The organism is Mycobacterium sp. ACS4331 (genome assembly GCF_001667265.1).
GTDB lineage: Bacteria > Actinomycetota > Actinomycetes > Mycobacteriales > Mycobacteriaceae > Mycobacterium.
This window is the reverse complement of record NZ_LZHW01000090.1, coordinates 42761-67211: the sequence shown is the minus strand read 5'-3', so window position 1 is coordinate 67211 and position 24451 is coordinate 42761. Positions and strand designations below refer to the sequence as shown.

23 protein-coding genes are annotated in these 24451 nt (G+C 67.3%); 9 read left to right on the top strand and 14 right to left on the bottom strand.

All coding sequences use genetic code 11. The features are described 5' to 3' along the window. Window positions 1-210: 210 nt before the first annotated feature. Together A5727_RS21315 and A5727_RS21310 are read right to left on the bottom strand one after the other, a co-directional pair. Complete coding sequence (locus A5727_RS21315) at window positions 211-1218, bottom strand: dihydrodipicolinate synthase family protein (protein WP_068254630.1); 1008 nt, start codon at window positions 1216-1218, stop codon at window positions 211-213. Window positions 1219-1256: 38 nt separating this feature from the next. Next, a complete protein-coding gene (locus tag A5727_RS21310; RefSeq protein WP_068254610.1) occupies window positions 1257-2060 on the bottom strand; it encodes an SDR family NAD(P)-dependent oxidoreductase in 804 nt (267 codons plus the stop codon). Window positions 2061-2386: 326 nt separating this feature from the next. Here A5727_RS21310 and A5727_RS21305 point away from each other — a divergent pair, with 326 nt between their 5' ends. Then, window positions 2387-3124 (top strand): TetR/AcrR family transcriptional regulator, encoded by a 738-nt coding sequence (locus tag A5727_RS21305; protein ID WP_068254608.1) that lies wholly within the window; start codon window positions 2387-2389, stop codon window positions 3122-3124. Window positions 3125-3133: 9 nt separating this feature from the next. Here A5727_RS21305 and A5727_RS21300 read toward each other — a convergent pair whose 3' ends face one another. After that, the gene (locus tag A5727_RS21300; RefSeq protein WP_068254606.1) at window positions 3134-4015 is read right to left on the bottom strand and encodes an enoyl-CoA hydratase/isomerase family protein; all 882 of its coding nucleotides are present in this window, start codon (window positions 4013-4015) and stop codon (window positions 3134-3136) included. Next, a complete protein-coding gene (locus A5727_RS21295) occupies window positions 4012-4866 on the bottom strand; it encodes a FadR/GntR family transcriptional regulator (protein WP_082949943.1) in 855 nt (284 codons plus the stop codon). The genes A5727_RS21300 and A5727_RS21295 overlap by 4 nt, the downstream gene beginning before the upstream one ends. A gap of 134 nt (window positions 4867-5000) precedes the next feature. On the opposite strand from A5727_RS21295, the gene A5727_RS21290 reads away from it, so the two are divergent. The 6 genes from A5727_RS21290 to A5727_RS21265 are packed head-to-tail and all read left to right on the top strand — an operon-like array spanning window position 5001 to window position 12009. Continuing rightward, the gene (locus tag A5727_RS21290; RefSeq protein ID WP_068254603.1) at window positions 5001-5804 is read left to right on the top strand and encodes an enoyl-CoA hydratase-related protein; all 804 of its coding nucleotides are present in this window, start codon (window positions 5001-5003) and stop codon (window positions 5802-5804) included. A 25-nt stretch (window positions 5805-5829) separates the two neighbouring features. Further along, a complete protein-coding gene (locus A5727_RS21285; protein ID WP_068254599.1) occupies window positions 5830-6645 on the top strand; it encodes an enoyl-CoA hydratase/isomerase family protein in 816 nt (271 codons plus the stop codon). Beyond that, entirely contained in the window at window positions 6636-7439 is an 804-nt protein-coding gene (locus A5727_RS21280; protein ID WP_068254590.1) for an enoyl-CoA hydratase/isomerase family protein, read from the top strand. Before A5727_RS21285 ends, A5727_RS21280 begins: the two co-directional genes overlap by 10 nt. Further along, a complete protein-coding gene (locus A5727_RS21275; RefSeq protein ID WP_068254587.1) occupies window positions 7439-8914 on the top strand; it encodes a class I adenylate-forming enzyme family protein in 1476 nt (491 codons plus the stop codon). Before A5727_RS21280 ends, A5727_RS21275 begins: the two co-directional genes overlap by 1 nt. Further along, entirely contained in the window at window positions 8904-10493 is a 1590-nt protein-coding gene (locus tag A5727_RS21270; RefSeq protein WP_068254584.1) for a class I adenylate-forming enzyme family protein, read from the top strand. The genes A5727_RS21275 and A5727_RS21270 overlap by 11 nt, the downstream gene beginning before the upstream one ends. Continuing rightward, window positions 10486-12009 carry a class I adenylate-forming enzyme family protein gene (locus tag A5727_RS21265; protein ID WP_068254581.1) on the top strand — a complete coding sequence of 508 codons (1524 nt, stop codon included), beginning with the start codon at window positions 10486-10488 and terminating at the stop codon, window positions 12007-12009. Before A5727_RS21270 ends, A5727_RS21265 begins: the two co-directional genes overlap by 8 nt. Window positions 12010-12086: 77 nt before the next feature. On the opposite strand, the gene A5727_RS21260 is transcribed toward A5727_RS21265, so the two are convergent. The 5 genes from A5727_RS21260 to fabG all read right to left on the bottom strand — a co-directional run bounded on the left by A5727_RS21260 (window position 12087) and on the right by fabG (window position 17339). Then, the gene (locus tag A5727_RS21260) at window positions 12087-13271 is read right to left on the bottom strand and encodes a CaiB/BaiF CoA transferase family protein (protein ID WP_068254578.1); all 1185 of its coding nucleotides are present in this window, start codon (window positions 13269-13271) and stop codon (window positions 12087-12089) included. 58 nt (window positions 13272-13329) lie between these two features. After that, entirely contained in the window at window positions 13330-14007 is a 678-nt protein-coding gene (locus A5727_RS21255; RefSeq protein ID WP_068254574.1) for a GntR family transcriptional regulator, read from the bottom strand. 4 nt (window positions 14008-14011) lie between these two features. Continuing rightward, window positions 14012-15205 carry an acyl-CoA dehydrogenase family protein gene (locus A5727_RS21250; RefSeq protein ID WP_068254571.1) on the bottom strand — a complete coding sequence of 398 codons (1194 nt, stop codon included), beginning with the start codon at window positions 15203-15205 and terminating at the stop codon, window positions 14012-14014. 103 nt (window positions 15206-15308) lie between these two features. Continuing rightward, complete coding sequence (locus A5727_RS21245) at window positions 15309-16523, bottom strand: acetyl-CoA C-acetyltransferase (RefSeq protein ID WP_068254567.1); 1215 nt, start codon at window positions 16521-16523, stop codon at window positions 15309-15311. 75 nt (window positions 16524-16598) lie between these two features. Then, the gene (gene fabG, locus A5727_RS21240) at window positions 16599-17339 is read right to left on the bottom strand and encodes a 3-oxoacyl-ACP reductase FabG (protein WP_197507721.1); all 741 of its coding nucleotides are present in this window, start codon (window positions 17337-17339) and stop codon (window positions 16599-16601) included. A gap of 124 nt (window positions 17340-17463) precedes the next feature. Here fabG and A5727_RS21235 point away from each other — a divergent pair, with 124 nt between their 5' ends. Together A5727_RS21235 and A5727_RS21230 are read left to right on the top strand one after the other, a co-directional pair. Further along, window positions 17464-18630 (top strand): acyl-CoA dehydrogenase family protein, encoded by a 1167-nt coding sequence (locus A5727_RS21235; RefSeq protein ID WP_068254563.1) that lies wholly within the window; start codon window positions 17464-17466, stop codon window positions 18628-18630. Window positions 18631-18672: 42 nt separating this feature from the next. Further along, entirely contained in the window at window positions 18673-19494 is an 822-nt protein-coding gene (locus A5727_RS21230; RefSeq protein WP_068254561.1) for a mycofactocin-coupled SDR family oxidoreductase, read from the top strand. 17 nt (window positions 19495-19511) lie between these two features. Here A5727_RS21230 and A5727_RS21225 read toward each other — a convergent pair whose 3' ends face one another. The 5 genes from A5727_RS21225 to A5727_RS21205 form a co-directional block, all read right to left on the bottom strand. After that, window positions 19512-20411 carry an alpha/beta hydrolase gene (locus A5727_RS21225; RefSeq protein ID WP_068254622.1) on the bottom strand — a complete coding sequence of 300 codons (900 nt, stop codon included), beginning with the start codon at window positions 20409-20411 and terminating at the stop codon, window positions 19512-19514. 23 nt (window positions 20412-20434) lie between these two features. Beyond that, window positions 20435-21064, bottom strand: coding sequence for a TetR/AcrR family transcriptional regulator (locus tag A5727_RS21220; RefSeq protein ID WP_068254559.1), 630 nt, complete (start codon window positions 21062-21064; stop codon window positions 20435-20437). After that, window positions 21061-22377 carry a flavin-containing monooxygenase gene (locus A5727_RS21215; RefSeq protein ID WP_068254556.1) on the bottom strand — a complete coding sequence of 439 codons (1317 nt, stop codon included), beginning with the start codon at window positions 22375-22377 and terminating at the stop codon, window positions 21061-21063. Before A5727_RS21215 ends, A5727_RS21220 begins: the two co-directional genes overlap by 4 nt. Before the next feature lie 93 nt (window positions 22378-22470). After that, the gene (locus A5727_RS21210; RefSeq protein WP_068254553.1) at window positions 22471-23559 is read right to left on the bottom strand and encodes a phosphotransferase family protein; all 1089 of its coding nucleotides are present in this window, start codon (window positions 23557-23559) and stop codon (window positions 22471-22473) included. Next, complete coding sequence (locus tag A5727_RS21205) at window positions 23556-24416, bottom strand: SDR family NAD(P)-dependent oxidoreductase (RefSeq protein ID WP_068254550.1); 861 nt, start codon at window positions 24414-24416, stop codon at window positions 23556-23558. The genes A5727_RS21210 and A5727_RS21205 overlap by 4 nt, the downstream gene beginning before the upstream one ends. Window positions 24417-24451: the final 35 nt, after the last annotated feature.

Below are 24451 nucleotides of genomic sequence, written 5' to 3'. Positions count from 1 at the left end.
CCCTCCCCCCCCGGGGGGGGGGGGGGGGGGCTGCCGTCCGGGCGCGCGGCCCCCGCCGCGCGGGGCGCCGGGCCCCCCCCCCCCCCCCCCCCCGGGCGCCCGGGGGGGGGGGGGGCGCCCCACGCTGGCGTTTACCGGTCCCGCGATGTCGACGTCAGGGCTGCGATCCGGCTGCCACAACGACCCTGGTGTCGATCTCGGCGCAAGGTTTCAGCCGGCGGCCAGGCCGAGACGTCGGTAGGCCGCCTCGATCTGACGCTTGGCCGCATCCGGGAGCAGCGCCTGGGGCGGGCGGGAGTGCGGGTAGTCCCCTACCGGCAGGCCCAGCACCGACGCGGCGTGCTTGAAGGCCCCCGCCCAGTGCGTGAAGTAGTCGGGTCTCCCCGGATAGCTCGTGGACAACGAGCCCATGTCGAGCTCGAACTGGTCCATTCCAGAGTCTGCGGCGAACGCGATGGCCTCGTCCAGCTTGTCCGCGTACACCAGATCCCAGTAATGCGTGAGGATGCGGCGCGACGGGGTCTCGTGCAGATAGCCGACGGTGCCCAACTGTGCGGGACAGACGATTCCGGCACGCAGCCACCCTGCGCGGTACACCATGAGGTCACACTCCCAGATCACCAGCCCGGGCGCGGCCTCATGCAGCAGCCGACTGTTGCGAGGGCGGAAGGCACCCTCTTTGGTGGCGCACACCGCCGGGATCCTCTGGTGAATCCGGGCGCTCTCCGCCGCGGTGAGCACATAGCCCGACGACGGCGAGTTGAACATCCCCAGTGCGATGTCGGTGCGTGCGGCGACGTACTCGAAGAACCGCAGAACACCCTCTCCACCATGGGTTTCCATCATGGGCGTCTGGATATAGGCGATGTCGGCGCCGGCCTGCTGAGCGTGCAGCGTCAGGTCCAGGCAGTCCTTGGCCGAGGTGGCCGCGGTGCAGGCCTGCACGACGAGGTCGGGGTTGAGCGCGCGACCCTCCTCGATCGCGACCTCCAGCAGGCGTTTCCGCTCGTCGATGGTGAGGGACCAGAACTCACCCACTCCACTGGTGCACCACAGCATCGAGTGGCCCAGGGCGCCGACGCAGTGGCGCACGAGGGTTCGGTATGCGTCCCAGTCGATGTCGTCGCCGTCGACGCCCGAGAAGGGCGTGTAGAGCGAGTCACCGATGCCGCGAAGGGCCTCTGGCGCCCAGGTGCGCGCCTCGTCCGCTGTGGCCACCGTCAATTCCCCTTCCCGACAGAGGGTTTCACCCGAACTCAACAGAAATCGGTGCCGCCGTCGACGTTGATGTTCGCCCCGGTCATGTACGAGTTGCGCCGTGACGCCAGGAACGCCACGACTGGCCCGATCTCCTCGGGCAGACCGGCCCGGGGCAGATGCGCGGGGTGGCCGAAGTGCTCGGTGATGGCGGCCATCAGCTGGTACGGGTCGTCGCCGTCGACGCCGACGGACCTGGCCCAGCCCACGAGGCCCTCGGAGGCCACACTTCCCGGGGAGATCACATTGACCAGGATCTCGTCGCGCGCCAACGACAGCGCGAGGTTCTTGGACACGCTGGCGACCATCGACTTCGCCGCGGTGTAGGCCACCAGGGATTCCCCCTGGCGCTTGGTGGAACTGGCCGAGAAGTTGACGATGCGGGCCCATTCGGCGCTCCGCAGGAGCGGAAGCGCGGCCCGCACACAGCGCACCATCGACATCGCCCCCAGTTCGATCGCCTCACCCCACTGCTTGTCGGTGAGCGTGTCGAATCCGCCGCGGGTGCTCGGCCCGACCGCGTTGACGAGGATGTTCAACCGACCACCGAAGCGCTTGCCCACATCAACGAACGCAGCCTCGATCTGGCCGGAATCGCTGACGTCGGCGGACACCCCGAAGGGTTCCGGACTGCCACGCCGGGTCAGATCCTCGAACACCTCGTCGAGCTCGGGTTCGGCACCCGAGCGCGAGATGACGGCCACGCGCGCACCATCGTCGGCCAGGCACTGAGCCGCCGCACGGCCCATCCCCCGACTGCCCCCGACGACGACCGCGGTCGCCCCTTCGAGTCCCAGATCCATGTGCGCAGCTACCCTTCGGACCGGTCCGCAGCAACCCTGAACGCCACCGCGAGCCGGCCTTCGCCGGCGTCGACGCCGACAGCCGCCCCACAAGCTGCGGAAATCATTACTATACTTATTACGGTATATAGGTTCCGGAGCTCCTCCGTTCGAGGACCCAGTGGATGTGGCGCGCGTCTCACGGCACTGCCCGACGGGTCACCCGGCCGGTCGACGCCGGTACAGTCGACGGCATCGCAAGGCCCCGACACGCGGACGAAGTGGCGATCGTCCGCGCTGGCTGACGGTAAATTTCGAATAGTTCTACTCGCAACGGAGGTGCCCTCGTGGCAAAGCAGGCGACCGCGGAGAAGCGGCAGCGACGCGAGCGCGGCTCCATCAATCCCGACGACATCATCAAAGGCGCCTTCGAACTCGCCGAGCAGGTCGGCATCGACAACCTGAGCATGCCCCTGCTCGGCAAGCATCTCGGCGTGGGCGTCACCAGCATCTACTGGTACTTCCGCAAGAAGGACGACCTGCTGAACGCGATGACCGACCGGGCCCTGCGCCAGTATGTGTTCGCCACGCCCTACGTCGAGGCCGACGACTGGCGGGAGACGCTGCGCAACCACGCCTGGACCATGCGCAAGACGTTCCTGGGCAACCCGATCCTGTGCGACCTGATCCTCATCAGGTCGGCCCTGAGCCCGCGCGCCGCACAACTGGGCGTCCTCGAGGTGGAGAAGTCCATCGCGAGCCTCGTCGAGGCGGGGCTGTCACCCGAGGACGCCTTCGACACCTACTCCGCGATGTCGGTGCACGTGCGGGGATCCGTGGTGCTGCAACGGTTGTATGAGAAGAATGCGGCGGCCGAGGACGGGGCCGTGGCCCTTGAGGACAACCTGGTGGTCGATCCCGAGAACACTCCCCTGCTGGCACAGGTGAGTTCGGCCGGCCACCACATCATCGCGGCCGACGACACCAACTTCGAGTACACGCTCAACTGCATCCTCGACCACGCCGAGCGGCAGATCGCCAAGGGCGGAAAGAAGACGCCGGCCAAAACGGCTCCCAAGGGCTGAGTTTCACGGTCACTCCGGCTCGGGGACGTGGAAGTGCTCGTCGCGCAGCCGGAAGGCCTCCTTGGTGCCGTGCTGGGCACGGGTTTTGACGAAGTTGAACTCCCCGGGGGAGAACTGCAGGTTGGTTCCATAGGCGTGGAACAGGTAGCTGGCGACCTCCTCGCCCTGGTAGGCCTGGCTCTGCTCGACGAGCCGGAACGCCTCCTTGGCGATGACGACACCGTCGGCGGGCATCTTGGCGGTCTTCTCGGCCCAGTAGCGGGCGCGCGCCGCGACTGACTCGGGAGCCACGGTCTCGGTGAAGATCCCCAGGTGTTCGATCTCGCCGGCCGTCACGATGTCGCCCGTGAGCAGCAGCCGGCGCGCCATGACCGGGCCGAGTCGGTGGAAGAACATGTGCAGGCTGCCCAGCGCTGGACCGAGGAATCGGGTTGCGGGCATGCCGATGCGGGTGTCCCGACCGATCACCGAGATGTCCATCATCAGGGCCATCTCGAATCCACCGCCCAGCGCATAGCCGCTGATCTCCCCCACCGTGACCTTCGGGAACCCCATCAGATTGTGGTAGAAGCTGAAAGACTTGCGGTCCACCGTGAGCCGGCGCCGCTGACTCGGACGCGACTTGGCCTGTGCGCCTTCGGGTTTCTTGTCGCCGTACCATCCGTACGCGTTGTTCATGTCCGCGCCGGTGCTGAAGACGCCCTCGGCGCCGCGCAACAACACAACGGTGAGGTCATCGTCCTCGGCGACGACGTCGAGGGCCCGGCCCAGGCTGTCGCGCATGCTGGCGTCATAGGAGTTGCGCTGCTTGGGGTTGTTGAGCGTGATGGTCGCGATGCGGTTGTCGCGGTCCACTTCGAACAGCACGCGGTCGTCTGACGTCTCGGTCATGGGGTGTCCTTTCGGTCCGGGTTCGAAGTGGCGCGCAGCAGCGACGTGCCGTTCGGACGCATCAACTGTTCGGCACTGGAGATCAGGCTGGCCTGGATGGTCTTGTCCATACCGAACGCCAAGGTGTTTCGGCGGGCCGCGGCCAGGTGGTCGCCGGCGATCCGTACGGCGCGGGGGGCGTTGCCGTCTCGGATGGCCTCGAGCAGACGCTGATGGTCACGCAGTGCCGCGCGGCGGGTCTGCAGCGCGGCACGCTCCCCGTCCGACGAGCGCGGTCCGGTGTCGTCACTCCACACCGCCGCCTCGTGTGCCGACCAGATCAGTTCCAGAGATCCGATCAGCAGGATCATCGGTTCGTTACCGCAGCGCGAGACCAGGGCCTCGTGAAACCTGCGCGCATTGGGCACATAGCTGGCCGGATCGTCGAATTCTTCGTTCTGGCGGGCGATCTCGCGCTCCAGGTGAGGCACCACCTCGGTGTGCCGGTCCGCACGGGAGGCGCACATACCCGCGCAGATCGGCTCCAGATGCAGAAGCGCCCCACTCACGTCGGCCGGGGTCGCCGAGCGAGCCTGCAACACCATGCTGATCATGTGGGCGGTGCGCTCGGCACTCGGCTGGTGCACCACGGCGCCACCGACGTTGCCACGGCGCACCGACACCAGACCGTCGGTCTCGAGCAGGTGAATCGCCTCACGCAGGGCCGGTGGACTGACTCCGAACTCACCGAACAGGGCCTCCTGGGACGGCAGGACGTCGCCCTCCTTGAGGCGGCCCGACAGGATGTCCTCCCGCAGTCGCGCGGCGACGATCTCGGCCACCCGGGGCTGCCTGATCCGCGACTGGGCCACCGCGTCACCCCCAGCCTGTCGTCGCCCGTCGTCGACTGTTCCGTCGACGATCTTTCCTTGCTAACTTGTACAGGATAGTAATCGTAGCGTCTACTGTATGGGTATCCATATCTACGTGAAGGACGGTCGGCACGGTGAGCGGTGCACCTGAGGGGTCCATCGAGATCTCCCGAGAAGCGTCGATCCTGCGTATCACGCTGAATCGCCCGGACCGTCGCAACTCGTTGAGTCACGCGATGATCGACACACTTGTCGACACCCTCAGTTCGGCCGCCTACGACGACTCCCTGCGCGCGGTCCTCATCACGGGCGCAGGTGAGCACTTCTGCACCGGCGCCGACTGGGTGGCCACCAACGACGCCGGGGCCCGTCCCCGCACCGGAGATCTGGTCCGCCGCATACCCCACACCGCACACCGCGTCATCGAACTGGTGACCACGATCCATCTGCCGGTGGTCTGCGTCGTCCGCGGGTGGGCCGTCGGGTTGGGATGCAACCTCGCTCTGGCCGCCGACTTCGCGCTGGCCGCCGAAGACGCCACGCTGTGGGAACCGTTCCTGGAGCGCGGCTTCAGCCCGGACTCCGGAGCCACGTGGCTGCTGCCCCGACTCGTCGGCGTGGCGCGGGCTCGGCGGATGCTGTTGTTGAGCGAGAAGGTCACCGGCGACGAAGCCGCACAGTGGGGCCTCATCCATGCCGCGGCTCCCGCCGATCGGGTCGACGCGGTCGCCGAGGATCTGCTCGCGCGACTGGCGAACGGACCCACTGTGGCCCTGGGACTGACGAAGCAGGCGTTGGCCCACGGCGCCCATTCGACCCTGTCCGACGCCTTGAATCAGGAGCTCTCCAATCTGGAGTTGTCCTGTCGGGCCGCGGATTTCAAGGAGGGCCTGGCCGCCTTCCGGGAACGCAGGGCACCCGAGTTCCGCGGGCGTTGACGCCAGCCAATCGAAGGGATCACACATGCCGGCACCCGCCGCATACGACACCATCAAGTACGAGGTGGACGGTCACAAGGCCACCATCACACTCAATCGTCCCGAGGCCCTCAACGCGCTGTCGCCGCACATGGTCGCCGAACTGCGTGCGGCCTACGACGAGGCCGAGAACGACGACGACATCTGGCTGATGATCGTCACCGGCACCGGTCGGGCCTTCTGCACCGGCGCCGACGTCAAGGAGATTCCCGACGACGGCAAGGTCATCTACGAGCGCCCCTATCTGTCCACCTATGACCAGTGGGAGGCACCGCAGGAGGGCACCCCACCCTTCCGCAGGATGGCCAAACCCGTGCTGGCGGCCATCAACGGAATCTGCTGCGGCGCGGGCCTGGACTGGGTGACCACCGGGGACATCGTGATCGCCTCGGACAAGGCGACGTTCTTCGATCCGCACGTCAGCATCGGCCTGGTCGCGGCGCGGGAGATGGTCCGCCTGGCCCGTGCACTGCCCCGGTCGGTGGCGCTGCGAATGGCCTTGATGGGCAAACATGAACGAATGAGCGCGGAACGCGCCTACGAACTGGGGATGATCACCGAGATCGTCGAGCATGACCGCCTGCTCGAACGGGCCCATGAGATCGCCGACATCGTCAACTCGAATGCGCCCCTGGCGGTCCGCGGAACCCGGCTGGCCATCCACAAGACCCTCGACCTTCCCCTGCTTGAGGGCGAGATCCTGGCCGAAACCTTCCGGGAGCGCGTGGTGCGCACCGAGGACGCCGCCGAGGGCCCGCTGGCCTTCATCGAGAAGCGCACCCCGAACTGGAGATGCCGATGAGCCCCGAAGCCGCGCAGCCCTTCGAGACCCTGCTGCTGGAGTTCGACCGCGAGAACCACGTCGCCACCATCACCCTCAACCGGCCCGAACGGCTGAACACGTTCAACCGCACGATGTGCGAGGAGATGGCCGCGGTGTGGCGCATCGTCAAACTCGACGAGGCCACCAACGCCGTCGTCCTGCGCGCGGCCGGAACGCGGGCCTTCAGCGCGGGTCTGGACGTCAAGTCGAGTTACGGACAGCCCGACAATGTCTGGAACCACGAGGATCCCGGCGAGCTGCTCAGTCCCAAGTGGCAGAAGATGTGGAAGCCGGTGGTGTGCGCGGTGCAGGGCATGTGCACCGCGGGCGCGCTGTACTTCCTCAACGAGGCCGACGTCGTCATCTGCTCGCAGGACGCCACCTTCTTCGACTCCCACGTCACCGCCGGACTGGTGTCGGCGCTGGAGCCGATCGGATTGATGCGCCGGGTCGGCCTGGCGCACACGCTGCGAATGGCGTTGATGGGCAACGACGAACGCGTCAGCGCCGAGACCGCGCTGCAGATCGGGCTCGTGACCGAGGTGGTCGAGGCCGAGCAGTTGTGGACCCGCGCCCACGAGATCGCGTCAACCATCGCCAACAAGCCGCCCTCGGCGACGCAGGGCACCGTCAAGGCGGTGTGGGAATCCCTCGACAAGCCGTACCGTGCCGCGCTCGACCAGGGCCTGATCTACACCAGGTTGGGAAATCCGTTGGGCCAGGCCGAACTCGCCGCGTCACCGATCCCCAAAGTCACCCCACGGATCCGGTGATGTCCCACGCGTTGAGCCGTCGCATCACCGATGTCCTGGCACTGGACCCGACCGCGTCGGCGGTCCAGTTCCAGGGACAGTGGTTCACCTGGGGGCAGGTGGCCGCGATCGCCAACCGCATCGCGGCGCTGGTGGCAGCCGTGGGCCAGCCCCGCGTCGGGATCATGCTGCGCAACCAACCCGTGCACGTGGCCGCTCTGCTGGGCGTCCTGTCCTCGGGTGGGACCGTCGTCGTCATCAATCCCGCCCGCGGCGACGAACGCACCCGTGAGGACCTGCGCGAGCTGGACCTGCCGCTGGTCATCGGCCTGGCCGAGGACCTGGCCCGGTTGCATGTCCCCACCCCGGCCACCACGGTCGTGACGATCACCGATCTCACCCGCCCGCCGGACGTCGTGCCCGCGCTCGATCCGCGACCCGACCCCGGCCGACCCGGTGTCGCGGTGTGGATGCTGACCAGCGGCACCACCGGCCCGCCCAAACGCGTGGACCTGACATACGACATGCTGGCGCGCAGCGTCATCGGACCCGACCCCGAGAACTCGGTCAGTCCCTCCCAACTCCGCCGAGGCGTGGCCATAGTGAACTCACCGCTGGTGCATGTCGGCGGGGTGTTCCGGGTGCTGCTGTGCCTGGCCGAGGCACGCCCGTTCGTGCTGCTGCCCAAATTCGAGCTCGAGGCGTGGGCCGACGCCGTCCGCGAGCACCGGCCTCGTGCGGTCTCACTGGTGCCCGCAGCCCTGCGCATGGTGCTGCATTCGGACCTCACTCGCGAGGATCTGTCCAGCATCACCGTCGTCACGTCCGGCACCGCCCCATTGTCGGCCGAGGACGCCGATGCGTTCACCGAGAAGTTCGGTGTTCCGGTTCTGACCTCCTATGCCGCAACCGAATTCGGAGGCGGCGTGGCCAGTTGGACGCTGGCTGACCATCAGAGGCACTGGAATACCAAGCGGGGCAGCGTCGGACGGGCCAATCCCGGCGCGCGACTGCGGGTGGTCGACCCCGACGGCGCCCCACTGCCCGCGGGCCAGGTGGGTCTGCTCGAGGTCATCCCGGCACAGCTCGGTGCTGATGCGGACTGGATGCGCACGACCGACCTCGCCCGCATCGACGACGACGGGTTCGTCTGGATCGTGGGTCGCGCCGACCAGGCCATCATCCGCGGCGGGTTCAAAGTGATGCCGGACGACGTGCGCGCCGCCCTCGAACGGCATCCCGCCGTCCTCGGGGCGGCCGTGGTGGGGCGCCCCGACGAACGCCTGGGTGAGACACCGGTCGCGGTGGTGGAACTGCGCGACGGCGCGGACACCGATGCCGTCGAGCTGACCGAATTCCTGCGCGGGCGTCTGGCCCGATACGAAGTCCCGAGCGAGATCGCAATCGTCCCCAGCATTCCCCGCACCCCCTCCGGCAAGCCGGATCTGGGTGCCGTTCGGGAGCACTTCGCGACGGTGCAGGGCCATGGCGGCTAGCTCGATCACGGTCGGAGGCCTGCTGAAGAACGCCGCGCACGAGCGCGGCGAACACCCCTTCGTCATCTGCGACAGCGAACGGATCACCTACGCTGAGGCCGAACTCCGCTCCGCGGCACTCGCGCGCGGCCTGTGGGCACTGGGCGTACGCAAAGGCACACACGTCGGCGTGCTGTACCCCAACGGTGCCGAGTTCGTGGTGACGATGCTCGCGGCCGCCCGCATCGGCGCGGTCGTCGTCCCGTTCTCGACGTTCGCCACCGCCACGGAACTGCGTACCCAACTGGTGCACAGCGACACCGCCGTCATGGTGTCGGCCAGTGCGTTCCGCGGTCACGACTACCGAGCCCGGATCATCGAGGGACTCGGCGTCACACCCGACGAAATGGACTCCGCGGCACCACTTCACCTCATATCAGCCCCCGTGCTGCGACACGTCGTCCTCGATCTCGACGTGCTGGCGCGCCGGGGCGAGTCCGTTCACCCCGAACGTCTCGCGGCAGCCGAGGACGACGTCGACGGCTGCGACCCGCTGGCCATCATCTACACGTCGGGGTCGACGGCCGCACCCAAGGGCACGGTGCACACCCATACCGGAATTCTGGGACATCAGGCCGATCTCAATGAGATACGCAACCTGTCCCGCGACGACAAGCTGTTCTGCAACTCACCATTCTTCTGGATCGGCGGGTTCGCGTTCTCGCTGCTGGCCATCCTGTCGGCCGGCGCCACCCTGCTGTGCTCGAACGCCACCGACGCCGGTGCGACGCTCGATCTGCTGGAGGCCGAGAAGCCGAACGTCACCAACGGTTTCGTCGGCACCATCGCCCATCTCACGCGCCACCCGAGTTTCGCCGATCGTGATCTGTCGGCACTGCGGCGCGGCAACCTGTATCCGCTGATGCCCGCCGACTGCCGCCCCGCCGATCCCGAACTGCGCCACAGCATGCTCGGCATGACCGAAGCGGGCAGCGTCGTACTGCTCGACGGCGACGTCACCGACCAACCGGAATCGCGCCGCGGGTCGTTCGGTCGTCCCGCGCCGGGATTCGAGGTCACGGTGGTCGATGCGGACACCGGGGTGCCCGTGCCGACCGGCGCCGTCGGGGAGCTCCTGGTCCGGGGGCCCTACATGATGGACCGCTATTACGGGCTGAGCCGCGAGGAGTGCTTCGATGCCGACGGGTGGTTCCACACGGGGGATCTGGTGCGCACGGACTCCGACGGGTACTTCTACTTCGTCGGCCGGGCCGGTGCCATGATCAAGACGGCTGGGGCCAACGTGGCACCACCCGAGGTGGAAGCCGCTCTGCAGAAAGCACTGTCGCCCGTGCTGGGCGAAGTGGCCGCACATGTTCTGGGGCTGCCGGACGAGGAGCGAGGTCAGGTCGTGGCCGCGGTGATCGTGACCGATCGCGCCGAGGAGTTTGATGAGTCCGCGGTGCGCGCCGCGCTTCGTGCCGAACTGTCGGCCTACAAGATCCCGCGCAGGTTCGTCACCTGCCCACCCGAGAAGCTGCCCATCCGATCCAGCGGCAAGCTGGATCTGCCGGGTCTGGCGATGCTGTTCGATGTCTGAACCGGTCACCGTCGACGCGCTGCTGCGCCACCGCGCCGAGGACACCCCCGACAAGGTTTTCGTCGTCGACACCGACACCCGCCTGACGTATCGCGACCTCGACACGTCGACGCGGGAACTGGCCGCCCGGCTCATCGAGGCGGGCGTGAGCAAGAGCACGCGAGTGGGTCTGCTCGCGCCCAACAGCGTTGCGTGGGTGCAGACGGCGTTCGCGGTGACCCGGATCGGCGCGGTGCTCGTGCCGTTGAGCACGCTGCTGCGGCCCGGGGAACTCGCGGCGCAGGTGCGCACCGCGTCGGTGCAGCACCTGATCACGGTCGAGGAGTTCCGGGGGCGCCGCCACCTGGACGAGGCCCGGAAAGTCGCGTCGACAGACAACGGCCCGCTGGAGCATGTCTGGGACGCCGCGCAGCTCGCCGCACTGCCCGCCACGCGGGTCTCCACGGAGTTCGTCGATGCTCTCGCTGCCACCGTCTGTGCCGCGGACCCCCTGGTCGTCATCTTCACCTCCGGCAGCAGTGGTGCACCGAAAGGCGTCCGGCACAGCCACGGCAGCGCTCTGGGCGCGGTGCGATCAGGTCTTGTGGCGCGCTGCGTCACGGCCGACACCAGGCTCTACCTTCCCATGCCGTTCTTCTGGGTGGGCGGGTTCAGCGCCGGCGTGCTCGCGAGCCTGGCCGCGGGCGCGACACTGATCACCGAGTCGGTGTCGAGTCCGGAGACCACCCTGCCACTGCTCGAACGCGAGCGCGTGACGCTGTTTCGCGGCTGGCCCGACCAGGCCGAGGCGCTTGCCCGACGTGCCGATTCGGTGGGTGCCGACCTGTCCAGCCTGCAGGCCGGCAGCCTCGAAGCCCTGCTGCCACGCGAACTTCGGGCGTCGCCGGGGGCGCGGGCGAACCTGTTCGGGATGACCGAATCCTTCGGTCCTTACTGCGGTTATCCCGCAGACACCGACATGCCCCGCAGCGCGTGGGGCAGTTGTGGCAAGCCCTTCCCCGGCATGGAGGTCCGCATCGTCGACCCCGAGACGGGTGATCCGATGCCCACTGGTGAAACCGGCATGATCCAGATCCGGGGCCCGCACATCCTGCGCGTCATATGCCGGCGAGACCGCGCCGAGGTTTTCACCGCCGACGGGTACTACCCGACTGGCGACCTGGGACACCTCGACGCGCAGGGCTTCCTGTTCCAGCACGGCCGATCTGACGACATGTTCAAGGTCAGCGGCGCGACCGTGTACCCGAGCGAGGTCGAAGGCGCGCTGCGGGGCATCCCGGGCGTCCGGTCCGCTTTCGTCACGAAGGTCGAAGTCGCACAGCGCAATCGCGTCGCCGCGGCCGTCGTGTGCTCGAATCCCGACGGCGTGCCGGATGCCGCGCGCGCCCGGCTCAGTTCGTTCAAGGTCCCCACCATCTGGCGTTTCCTGGACGACGAGGGCGCCATCCCGCGTGGCTCCACCGGCAAGGTCGACGTCACGCGACTTCGGGAGCTGCTCTCCGCGCCCCCGCCCTGATTTGTGCGCTGTTGCAGGCTTTTTCGCGAAATTTCATGCGATTCCGCACAATTCAGGGGACGGAAGGGGATTGTCCGTCAGATGATCGACCGCTCTCGCAGCGCGGCAATCTCTTCGGTGTCATAACCGATCTCTCCGAGCACCTCCTCGGTGTGCTCACCCAGCAGCGGTGCCCGCCTGCGGATCTCACCGGGAGTGGCCGACATCCGGAACGGCGTCTCGATGATGGGGACGTCCTTGGGTGCTCCCGGGAATGCCATGCGTTTGAGGTATCCCATCGCCGCGATGTGCTGGTCCTCGAGCACGTCCTGGGTCGAGTGCATCGGCGCGGCGGGCAGCTTGGCGGATTCGAGGAGGTCCAGTATCTCGGCCTTGGTCTTGTCTGCGCACCACTGCGCCATGATTCCGTTGAGGATGTCGCCGTGCTCCCAACGGCTGTCGTCGTCGGCGAAGCGCGGGTCGTCGATCAGATCCTCCCGGCCCACAAGTCGGCACCAGCGGGTGAACATCGCCTGACCTGCGGTCTGCAGCAGCACCCAGCCGTCGTCCTTGGTCCGGTACAGATCGCACGGCGCCACCGAGGTGCCGCGATTCGCCATCCGCGGTTTGTCGACGCCGAGCAGATCACGCTCGATCAGGAAGGCGTTGCTCAACATCAGCGCGGTCGGCAGCAGCGCGCCCTCGACATGCTGTCCCTCACCGGTGCGATCACGGTGGTACAACGCCATCATCACGCCGATCGTCAGCGTCAACGCCGTACCGAAGTCGGCGTACGGCACCACAGTTCGGATGGGCTGGTCCGGCAGCCCCTGCCGGTACACCGCCCCGGACATGACCTGCCCCGCACCGTCGAACCCGATCTTGCCGCTGTAGGGCCCGCCCTCGCCGTAGGCCGTCGCACTGGCCAGGATGATGTCGGGCTTGACGGCTCGCAGGCTCTCATAGTCGAGGCCACTGGCCCGCATGCCGGCAGCGGGCATGTTCGCCACGACGATGTCGGAACGCTCGACGAGCCTGCGGGTGATCTCGGCCCCCTCGTCCGTCGTCGAGTCCAGGGTCAGCGACCGTTTGTTGCGGTTGCACTGCAGGAATGTGCCGCCCTCCCCGGTCTCGGTGACGGCCTGCACCCAGCGATCCTCGCCGCCCTCGCGTTTCTCGACGCGAAGAACGTCGGCACCCATGTCGGCCAGCAGCGCAGTACACCACGGGGCGGCAATGAAACGTCCGTAGTCGAGAACGCGGATGCCGTCGAGTACGCCCATCGTGCGCCTCCCCTCAGTAACCGAAACCCTTACGGTACGTTACACAGCCAATCTGGCCTCAGCGCTCCGGGTCGAGCACACCACAGGTCATCAGGTGCGCGATCAGGGGTTCGGCGCCATCGGCAAGGTGTTCCGACATCGCATTGCGCGCTGTGTCCTCATCGTGGGCGGCCAGTGCCGCGATGACTCGGCGGTGATCCCTCTTCGACCGGTCGGGCCATCCGGACACCATGGGGAACACGGCTTCCGGTGCGTACCGGGTGATCTGCGACATCAACTGGGCCAGCTTCGGTGACTCCGCCGCGACGTTGATCGCGCGGTGGAAGTCGTGGTTGAGGCGGACCACGAGATCGGTGTCGTCGCCGTCGTAGGCGGCCTCCAACCGGTCCTGGATGGACGTGATCTCGGCCAGCTGTTCGGCGCTGATGGCCAGCGCCGCGCGGGCCGCAAGCTCACCACCGATGTGGGCCTGCACGCCCGAGACGTCGGTGATGTCGCGCCGGGTGACGGGCAGCACCACGAAGCCGCGGCGAGGCTGCTGCGCCAACAGGCCCTCGGCGCGCAACTCGAACAGCGCCTCGCGCACGGGGGTCACGCTGATGCCCAGTTCGGCCGCCAACTGCTCCAACCGGATGTATCCACCCGCCGCGTACGTGCCGTCGAAGATCCTGGTGCGCACGAATCGCGCGACGTCCTCCGACAGCTGAGGGCGGGACGCGAACTCACCGACGGTCATCGCATCAGATCTGGTACTCGGCCAGCAGTCGCCTGCTGATGATCTGCTTCTGGATCTCGCTGGTGCCCTCACCGATGAGAAGGAACGGCGCATCGCGCATGAGCCGCTCGATCTCGTACTCCTTGGAGTAGCCGTACCCGCCGTGGATTCGGAAACTCTGCTGGGTGACCTCGGCGCAGAACTCACTGGCCAAGTACTTGGCCATCCCCGCCGCCACATCGTTGCGTTCACCCGAGTCCTTCAACCGCGCGGCGTTGACCATCATCAGATGCGCCGCCTCGACCTTGGTGGCCATCTCCGCCAGCTGGAACGCGATCGCCTGGTGCTCAGCGATGGGCTTGCCGAATGTGCTGCGCTGCTGGGCATACCGCGCCGCGAGCTCGAACGCCCGAATGCCCACACCACAGGCGCGGGCCGAGACGTTGACCCGGCCCACCTCCACGCCGTCCATCATCTGGAAGAAGCCCTGCCCAGGCTGCTCACCGAGCACCTGGTCGGCCCCGGCCCGGTAGCCGTCGAAGATGAGCTCAGTGGTGTCGATGCCCTTGTAGCCCATCTTGTCGATCTTGCCGGGGATGATCAGCCCGGGTGCGACTTCACCGAAGCCCGAGGGCTTTTCGATCAGGAACGCGGTCAGGTTGCGGTGCGGCTTGTCGGCGCCCTCATCGGTGCGGACAAGCGCCGCGACCAGTGTCGAGCTGCCGCCGTTGGTGAGCCACATCTTCTGGCCGTCGATGGTGTAGTCACCGTCGGCGTCCCGCCTGCCGCGCGTGCGGATGGCCGCGACGTCGGAACCCAGTTCGGGCTCTGACATCGAGAATGCGCCGCGGGACTCACCTGTGGCCATCTTGGTCAGGTGGTACCGCTTCTGCGCATCAGTGCCGTGCTGCCGAATCATGTACGCCACGATGAAGTGCGTGTTGATGACACCGGAGATGCTCATCCACCCGCGGGCCAGTTCCTCGACGCACAACGCGTAGGTGAGCAGCGACTCACCGAGGCCGCCGTACTCCTCGGGAATCATCAGGCCGAACAGGCCCATCTCCCTCATCTGGTCGACGATGGCCTGTGGGTAGGTGTCGGAATGCTCGAGGTCCTGCGCGACCGGGATGATCTCCTTGTCGACGAATTGCCGCACCGTCGAGACGATCTCGGTCTGAAATTCAGACAGACCCAGGGTCTGCGCCAAACGTGTCATCTCCGCCGCTCCTCCTCATCGCTTCGCTCTGCATCGTCGCCGGCGGGGTCATTGCCGCCGCTCCTCCTCATCGCTTCGCTCTGCATCGTCGCCGGCGGGGGTGTCACGCTGCCACCCTCTCGAACACCGCGGCCAGTCCCTGGCCGCCGCCGATGCACATGGTCTCCAGCCCGTATCGCGCGTCGCGGCGGTGAAGTTCACGTGCCAGTGTGGCCAACATGCGCCCTCCGGTGGCACCGACGGGGTGTCCCAACGAGATTCCCGAACCGTGCACATTGGTCCGCTCGAAATCGGCCGCGGTGAACTTCCATTCCCTCGTGACCGCCAGGGCCTGTGCCGCGAAGGCCTCGTTGAGTTCGATGAGATCGATGTCGGCCAGCGTGAGTCCGGCATTGCGCAACGCCACGTCGGTCGCCGGGACCGGGCCGATCCCCATGATGTTGGGCGCCACGCCGGCCAGACCCCAGGACACCAGACGCACCAGCGGCGTCAGTCCAAGTTCGGCGGCCTTCTCAGGCGTGGTCACGATGCACATCGAGGCGGCGTCGTTCTGACCGCTGGAGTTTCCAGCCGTCACGGTGGCGTCCGGGTCGCTCTTTCCCAGAACGGGCTTGAGCTTGGCCAGAGACTCCAGGGAGGTGTCGGCGCGGGGATGCTCGTCGGTGTCGATCAACTCCTCGCCGGCGCGGGACGTGACCGTGACGGGGACGATCTCCTCGGCCAGGATGCCCGCCTTCTGCGCGGCAACGGCACGCTGGTGCGAGCTGACCGCCAACCGGTCCTGCTCCTCGCGCGAGATCCCGTACTGGCGACGCAGGTTCTCGGCGGTCTCGAGCATGCCACCGGGAACGGGATAGTCCCGGCCGCCCGCCGTGGTGCGACCACGCGACAGCGCGTCATGCACTTTGACGCCGGTGCGTGCGCCACCCCAGCGCATATCGGTGGAGTGGAACACCACATTGCTCATGGACTCCGCGCCACCGGCGACCACCAGATCGTTGCCGCCGCTGGCGACCTGGAGGGTGGCCTGGACAACGGCCTGCAGACCGGACCCGCAGCGGCGATCCAACTGCATACCGGGCACCGTGATCGGCAGGCCGGCGTCGAGTGCGACGACACGACCGATCGCGGGCGCCTCCATGCTCGGGTAACAGTGCCCGAGGATCACGTCTCCGACCTCCTCGGGCGCGATTCCCGTGCGCTGCAACAGCCCACGCAGTGCCGCCACGCCGAGTTCGACGGCGGTCAGGGATTTGAACATGCCGCCGTACCGGCCGATCGGGGTCCGGACCGGTTCGCAGATCACCGTCTCACGCATGCTGCTCCCTTTCGCCCAAACGAACACATGGGCGGGAAAGTTCGAGTAAATCACGCCATTTCGTCGAATTCGCGCTCACAGGTGCCGTCCTCCGGTGACCTCGAGGACCGTGCCGGTCATGTAGGACGACAGGTCGGACGCCAGGAAGAGTGCCACCTTGGCCACCTCTTCGGGCTCACCGGCACGGCCCATCGGAACCTCGGCGACCTTCGAGTCCCAGATGCGCTGCGGCATGGCCTCGGTCATCGCGGAGCGGATCAGACCGGGCTGAATGGCGTTGACCCGCACGCCGAGGTAGGCGAGCTCCTTGGATGCCGCCTTCGTCATGCCGACGATGCCTGCCTTGGCCGCGGAGTAGTTGGTCTGCCCGACCATGCCGACCTTGCCGGAGATCGAGGACATGTTGACGATCGCGCCGCGCTTGTTCTCGCGCATGACCGCCGCGGCAGCGCGCAGACCGTTCCAGGTCCCCTTGAGGTGGACGGCGATGACCTGGTCGAACTCATCCTCGGTCATCTTGCGCATCGTGGCGTCACGCGTGATCCCCGCGTTGTTGATCATGATGTCGAGCCCGCCGAACCCGTCCACGGCGGCTGCGACCAGGGCCTCGACCTCGGCAGCCGAGGTCACGTCACAGCGCACAGCCTTCGCGACGTCCGGTCCGCCGAGGCTGCGGGCGGCCTCCTCGGTGGCCTCGAGGTTCACGTCACCCAGGACGACCTTGGCGCCCTCGGCGACGAACCGTTGCGCGATCGCCAGGCCCAAGCCCTGCGCACCGCCCGTGATGACCGCGATCTGACCAGCCAGCAGTGTCACTTGAGAACTCCTTCGTGTCGGCGGCCTCGGACGGCCCGATGTCAAGCATCGTATTTCATATATGATGTTACAAAATCTGCGGTCGTCGTCACGGCCCACGCCCCCATCTCCCCAAGGAGCGCCGATGAGCAGCGAAGTCAGCGACGACGACTTCCAGGAGATCCTCGCCCAGACGCGGCACTTCGTTCGGACGGCCGTCGTGCCGCGCGAGGGCGAGATCCTCACGGACGACAAGGTTCCCGACGACATCCGCGACCAGGCCAAGAAGATGGGCCTGTTCGGCTACGCGATCCCCCAGGAGTGGGGCGGACTCGGACTCAACCTCGCCCAGGACGTCGAGTTGGCCATGGAGTTGGGCTACACCTCGCTGGCGCTGCGGTCGATGTTCGGCACCAACAACGGCATCGCCGGCCAGGTCCTGGTGGGGTTCGGCACCGACGAACAGAAAGCCCGCTGGCTTGAGGGCATCGCCTCCGGCGAGGTTGTCGCCTCCTTCGCGCTCACCGAACCCGGCGCCGGGTCCAACCCGTCGGGCCTGCGCACCAAGGCCGTCCGCGACGGCGACGACTGGGTGATCACGGGGCAGAAGCAGTTCATCACCAACGCGCCCGTGGCCAACCTGTTCGTCACGTTCGCGCGCACCCGTCCGGCGGACGACCAGGGTGCGGGCATCGCGGTGTTCCTGGTGCCTGCCGAGACCGCGGGCGTCGAGATCGGCGCCAAGGACGCCAAGATGGGCCAGGAGGGGGCCTGGACCTCGGATGTGACGTTCAACGACGTCCGCGTTCCGCACAGCGCGCTCATCGGCGGCGCGGAGGACATCGGCTATCGCGCGGCGATGATCTCGCTGGCCCGTGGTCGCGTCCACATCGCCGCCCTGGCCGTCGGTGCCGCACAGCGCGCGCTGGACGAGTCGGTGGCCTACGCGGCCACCGCCACCCAGGGCGGCACACCGATCGGCAACTTCCAGCTCGTGCAGGCCATGCTGGCCGACCAGCAGACCCAGGTGATGGCCGGGCGCACTCTGGTCCGCGACGCGGCCAGGCAGTGGGTCGACGAGACGGACCGGCGCATCGCGCCGTCGGTCGCCAAACTGTTCTGCACCGAGATGGCCGGCACCGTGGCCGATCTCGCGGTGCAGATCCACGGCGGATCGGGCTACATGCGCGGTGTGACGGTGGAGCGCATCTACCGCGACGTCCGCCTGCTGCGCCTGTATGAGGGCACCAGCGAGATTCAGCGTCTGATCATCGGGTCCAATCTGGTCAAGGCCGCACAGCGGCAGCAGTGATCCACATCGAATCACCTCTGGAGCAACGAGATTGAGGAGCACATGAGCGAAAGGATGCGGGACAAGGTCGTCTTCATCACCGGTGCGGCGCGCGGCCCGGGCCGCGCGCACGCGGTCCGGATGGCGAAGGAGGGCGCCAACATCGTCGCCGTTGACCTCGCCGGTCCGCTGCCTCCGAGCGTTCCGTACGACTCGGCGACCCCGGAAGACCTCGCCGAAACCGTACGCCTGGTCGAGGAGACGGGTCAGGGCATCGTGTCGGCCCAGGCCGACACCCGTGACCTCGACGCACTGCGTGACGTCGTCGACAAGGGCATGGCCGAGTTCGGCCGGCTCGATGTGATCATCGCCAACGCCGGCATCACCGTGCCCGAACCGTGGAACGAGACCACCCCGGAGTCGTTCCGCGACGTCATGGACATCAATGTCACGGGGACCTGGAACACCGTGATCGCCGGTGCACAGAAGATCATCGACGGTGGCCGCGGCGGTTCGATCATCCTGGTGAGTTCCGCGGCGGGCCTGAAGATGCAGCCGTTCATGGTGCACTACACCGCCAGCAAGCACGCGGTCACGGGCATGGCGCGCGCCTTCGCCGCCGAACTCGGCAAGCACAAAATCCGGGTCAACAGCCTGCACCCCGGCGCCGTCAACACGCCGATGGGCACCGGCGACATGATGGCCGCGCTGAACCGCGCCAACGAGACCAACCCGGGCCTGATGCAGATGGTCACGCCGTTCCTGCCCGACTGGATCGCCGAACCCGAGGACATCGCCGACGCGGTGTGCTGGCTGGCCAGCGACGAATCGCGGATGGTGACGGCGGCCCGGATCGCGGTGGATCTGGGGTCGACAGTCTTCTAGGCCGTCTCCTCTGTGCCTTACAGCACGCGGCGCAGGAACGCGATCTGATCGGCCGCCGCGCGCTCGAACCAGTCGTGGCCCGGCCAGACGTCGAAGTGATCGCACGGGTAGTGGTGCACCTGAGCCCGCCCGTGCACCGCGGTCTTGGCGACCGCATCGGCGGGCACATATCGGTCGAAGTCCGCGATCTGCACCAGCAGCGGGGCGCGCAACCGCTTGGCGTAGGGCTTGGTTCGAATCTTCGCCAACTCCAGGCCCACTGATGCGTCGACCTCGTTGCGCCACGACGGACCGGCGATGGACTGGTAACTGTCCACCGCGCCTTCGAGCGCGAGCGCTCCGGGCTCACCGGGGTCGGACACGACGGGCATCATGATGGGTGCGCGCCCGAACCGGCCTGCGACGCGATTCACCGCACCGTTGGCCGTCGAGCGCAGAGCCGTGGTCGTCGAGTACTGCTTCATGATCAGTCGTCCCGTGGCCAGTGCGTCGGTCAGCGGGGTCATCGAGATCACCGCCGCGACATCGGGGCGTTCGGCCCCCACGCGGATGACGTGGCCGCCCGACAGCGACGCGCCCCACAACACGATCCGAGCGGGGTCGACGCCGGGCAGTCCGCGGGCGTGCGTGGCGGCGGCGTGGAAGTCCTGGACCTGGCGGTCGATCGAGATCGTCTGCCGGGGGTTGCCCGCCGAAGTGCCGAAGCCTCGATAGTCGAACGCCAACACGTCCAGACCGGCGGTCGCGAAGCGTTCGGCGAACGGCGACAGACCAGAGTCCTTGGTTCCGGCGAACCCGTGCGCCATGACGACCACCGGCCTGCCGGCAGCGCCGTCGAAGCCGGACCCCGCCGCGGCGAAATGCCATGCGCTGCAGGTGTCGCCGGCCGAGTCGAAGCTCACTTCGGAAAAGGTCATCTGCGTGCTCACCCGTTGCTCTCCTACCGTTGACGGCCGTGTTGGGCGGTGATCCCGTAGACGGAGCCCAGCCAGATCGCGGCGGCTCCCTCGGCGAGTTGGTGACGGTCCAGCGGACCGCCGAAGGTCAGACGCTCCAGCAGCCGGTCGTTGACCTCGAGCAGCATCGTGGCCAGGACCACGGGGTCGATTCCCTCGGGCGCGGACCCGGCGGCACGTTCCGAGCGGATCATCTGTGCCACAGAGTCGACGAACGACAGTCGCGCCTCGTCCCAGAATTCGCGCACCGGCACGCTGCGTCCGCGGGCCTCGAGCATGGCCGCGAACATGTGCCGGTGCCGCTCCCAGGTGTCGAAGAGACCGTCGAGCATGTTGTACACGCGCGACTCCGGGCTCTGGTCGGTCATGGTGAACACGTCGGTGACGAAGAACGTGTCGTCGACCATCCGCTCCATGAGTGCCGCCACGGCGGCGGCCTTGTTCTCAAAGTAGAAGTAGAACGCCGACCTGCTCACTCCGGCCCGCTCGGCGACCTCGGCGAGATTGATGTCATCGAAACTCTGCTCCTGCAGCGAGGTTTCGAGCTCATCGAGAAGGACCTCGCGGCGCTGATCGCTGCGCTGTGGGGCCCGCCGGTCAGTGCGCGATCTCATCCCGCCCGCTTGAGTCCGGCCGGCAGCTCCCTGGTGCGGATGTCGTGCTCGTAGTAGAAGTAGTCGACCTGCTGGGTGTGCCGCGGACGGTCCACACAGTGGCCGGCGTGCAGTTTCTGGTCTTCGTCGATCACCCGCTCCATCTCGGCCACCGAGGGCAGCGCGTACCTGCCCACGGCGTACGCGGCGAGCAGCCTCGACTGGCACTCCACGAAGGGGAACAGCGTCGGGATCGACTGCGCGAAGCCGATGAACACCAGGTTGTCCACGCCGGGTTTGAACATCCGCTTGTAGAGCCGAATGTGGTTGTCGGGGGCGTCGATGAAGTCCTGATCGAAGAACGGGAACGTGATGTTGTATCCCGTCGCGTAGACGATCGCGTCGAACTCGGCGCTGGTGCCGTCCTCGAAGTGCACGGTCTGCCCGTCGAGCAGGCGGACGTTGGGCTTGGGGATGACGTCGCCGGAACCCAGACGCAGCGGCAGCTCCACCGACTGGGTGGGGTGCGCCTCGAACAGCTTGTGATTGGCCGGCGGCAGACCGTACTTGGTGGGGTCGGCGCCGACGACGGGGGCGAACCACTGCGCGGCCTTGCGCTGCCATGACAGGGGCAGGTACGGATTGGTCTTGAAGAACTTATCCCCGGGTTGCCCGGCAAGGTATTTCGGCACGATCCAGGCACTCGACCTGGTCGAGAGCGTCACGGTGTTCTGCAGTGATTTCGACGACAGCTCGACGGTGATGTCGGCTGCGCTGTTGCCGATGCCCACCACCAGAATCCGCTTGCCAGTCAGGTTCAGCGGGGTCTGCGGATCGATGTAGTGATGCGAGTGGATGGCCTCACCGGTGAACGTCCCCGGAAAGTCCGGCATCCGTGCGTCCCAGTGATGCCCGTTGCCGACCACCAGAAGGTCGAACCGACGGATCGCACCGGCCTGGTCTTCGATCTCCCACCCGCCGTCGACCTGACGTGCGGAGACCACACCGTTGTTGAACTCGATGCCGTCGAGCAGACCGAAGGCGTCGGCATAGTCGTCGAGGTAACTCTTGATCTGCGTGTGGTGCGGGAACGACGGGAAGTCCTCAGGGACCGGAAAGTCCTTGAAGGACAACCGGTGTTTGGAGGTGTCGATGTGCAGCGAACGGTAAGCGCTGCTGAGCCCGTTGGGGTTCTCGAAGGCCCAGTTGCCTCCGATGCGGTCCGACAACTCGAAGGTGGTGTGCGGCACCCCATAGTCCTTGAGCATCTTGCCTGCGGTCAGACCGCTGATTCCCGCACCGATGATCGCGGTGCGCGGTTGTGCCAACGCCACGGAGCACTCCTCTGGTTGCCTCCGCGGACGCTAACACCCACTGCTGACACCTGTCAGCGTTTTCTGACAATTGTCAGCTCCACCGAGGCGGAGTCACCGTCCCGCTTCCGCCCGGATCTGCGCGATGGTGCCCAGCTCGCGGACCGCCGCGCAGCCCCGCCGCAGCATGGTGGCCACCATATCGTCGCCCCGGTCGGTGCCGACCGCGAACGCGAAGCCCAGTGCCGAGATCAACAGCACCTGAACCATGCCGTAACAGTAGTCCTGCCAACAGGTTTCGAGATCATAGTCGGTGACGCCGGTCGCCAGCAGCGCGTCGTGATAGGCCGCCACCAGGTCGCGCTCGGCGCCCGCCCGCACGTCGGGTTCCAGGCTGGTGGCCACGAAGTACGCCAGGTCGCGCGACGGCATGCCCGCACCGAGTGTCTGCCAGTCCACCACCCAGATCCGGCCGTCGTCGGGGTCGAACAGCAGGTTGTCGAGGCGATAGTCGCCGTGAATGAGGCTGAACCTGCCGAAGTCGTTCTGCAGCCAGGGGGTGACCAATCCCATCGCCTCGCGGAAGGTCTCCCGATCCGCTGCGCTGAGCTTGTCGCCGAGCTTCTCGACCGTGATGTCGGCGCTCATCACCGCGATGTCGCCCAGACCCTTCTTGGACGCGTCGTCGACCAGCGTCATCGCCAGACCCGGAAAGGTCAACCACTCCTGCTGCCCCCAGGTCGGCCCGTGCAGGCCTGCGATCGCGGCCGCCGCCGAGCGCGCCTGCTCCACGCTGCAGCCCGTGATCTGGTCACCCTGCACCGCAGGTGACTGGTCACTGAGGAGCAGCGCGTATTCCATTGCATCGTCGGAGATCTCGCAGTGGAAGCAGGTCGGTGTCGGTACGGTGACGCGGTCGGCGACCGACTGGTAGAAGGCGCACTCGCTGCGGTAGCCCAACGCCACCCGGTCCCGCACGGTGTCGTCGGTGGCGGGCAGCTTGATCACGAACGTGGCCGGCAGCCCGGTGGGGTTGGCGGCGTAGTCGACGTTCACCCGGTAGGTGGCCCCGGTCTGCCCGGTGCCGATGGCGTTCACCTGCACGTCCTCGACGCGCGCACCGGAGTCGGCGTCGAGCACGCTGTTGAGCCAGCCCGCGGTCACCTCATCGGGGAACCGCGGAATCGCCACCGGGACCGTCATACCGTCCGTCCTTCCGTCTGCGCCACGCTGCCGGCGGCGGAAACCTGCGCGGCCCGTTGTCTGGCCACGAACCGAATCGACATCCGCTGCATGAGTCCGGGCGCATATCGGGCCAGGAGCCATCCCGCATACGCCCTGCGCGGTGCGACGAGAATCGCGCGGTTGCGCTCGACGGCCCGCAACGTGTCGCGCGCCAGCCGGTCGGGATCGTAGAACTCCCTGCCGCGCTGGCCCATTCGGTAGAACTCACGCCCGTCGATGCCGGTGATGAGGCCCTTGTCGAGGATGGGGGTCTCCACGGCGGCCGGGCAGACGGCCAGCACCCCGATGTGGTGTGCGGCGGCCTCCGATCGCAGCGCCAGCGACAGCCCGACGACCGCATGCTTGGACATCACATAGCTGGTGATCTGCCCCGCCGCCGCCAGCCCGGCCATCGACGCGGTGTTGACGATGAACCCGTGCCCCTGCCGGACCATCTGCGGGTAGGCCGCGGCGACTCCGTGCACCACTCCCCTGATGTTGACGTCGATGATCGAGTTCCAGTGGTCCAGCGTCAGGAGTTCGGTGTCGGCGGCCCAGGTGATGCCGGCGTTGTTGAACATCAGGTCCAACTGTCCGGCGCGGGACACCACGTCGTCCACCGCACCCTGCACGGCCGCGGCATCGGTCACGTCCACTCGGGCCGAACGGGCCTGCGAACCCAGGGCGCCTGCCGTGCGCTCGGCGGCATCGGCGTCGACGTCGGTGCACAAGACGTGGGCGCCGCGCGCCACCAGGGCACGGCACAGCGCCGCTCCGATGCCCGATCCCGCACCTGTGACGATCGCGTGCTTCCCCGCGAAACTCGCTGACGCCACGTCGACTCCTCACCTGGTGTGGGGTCGATCACACC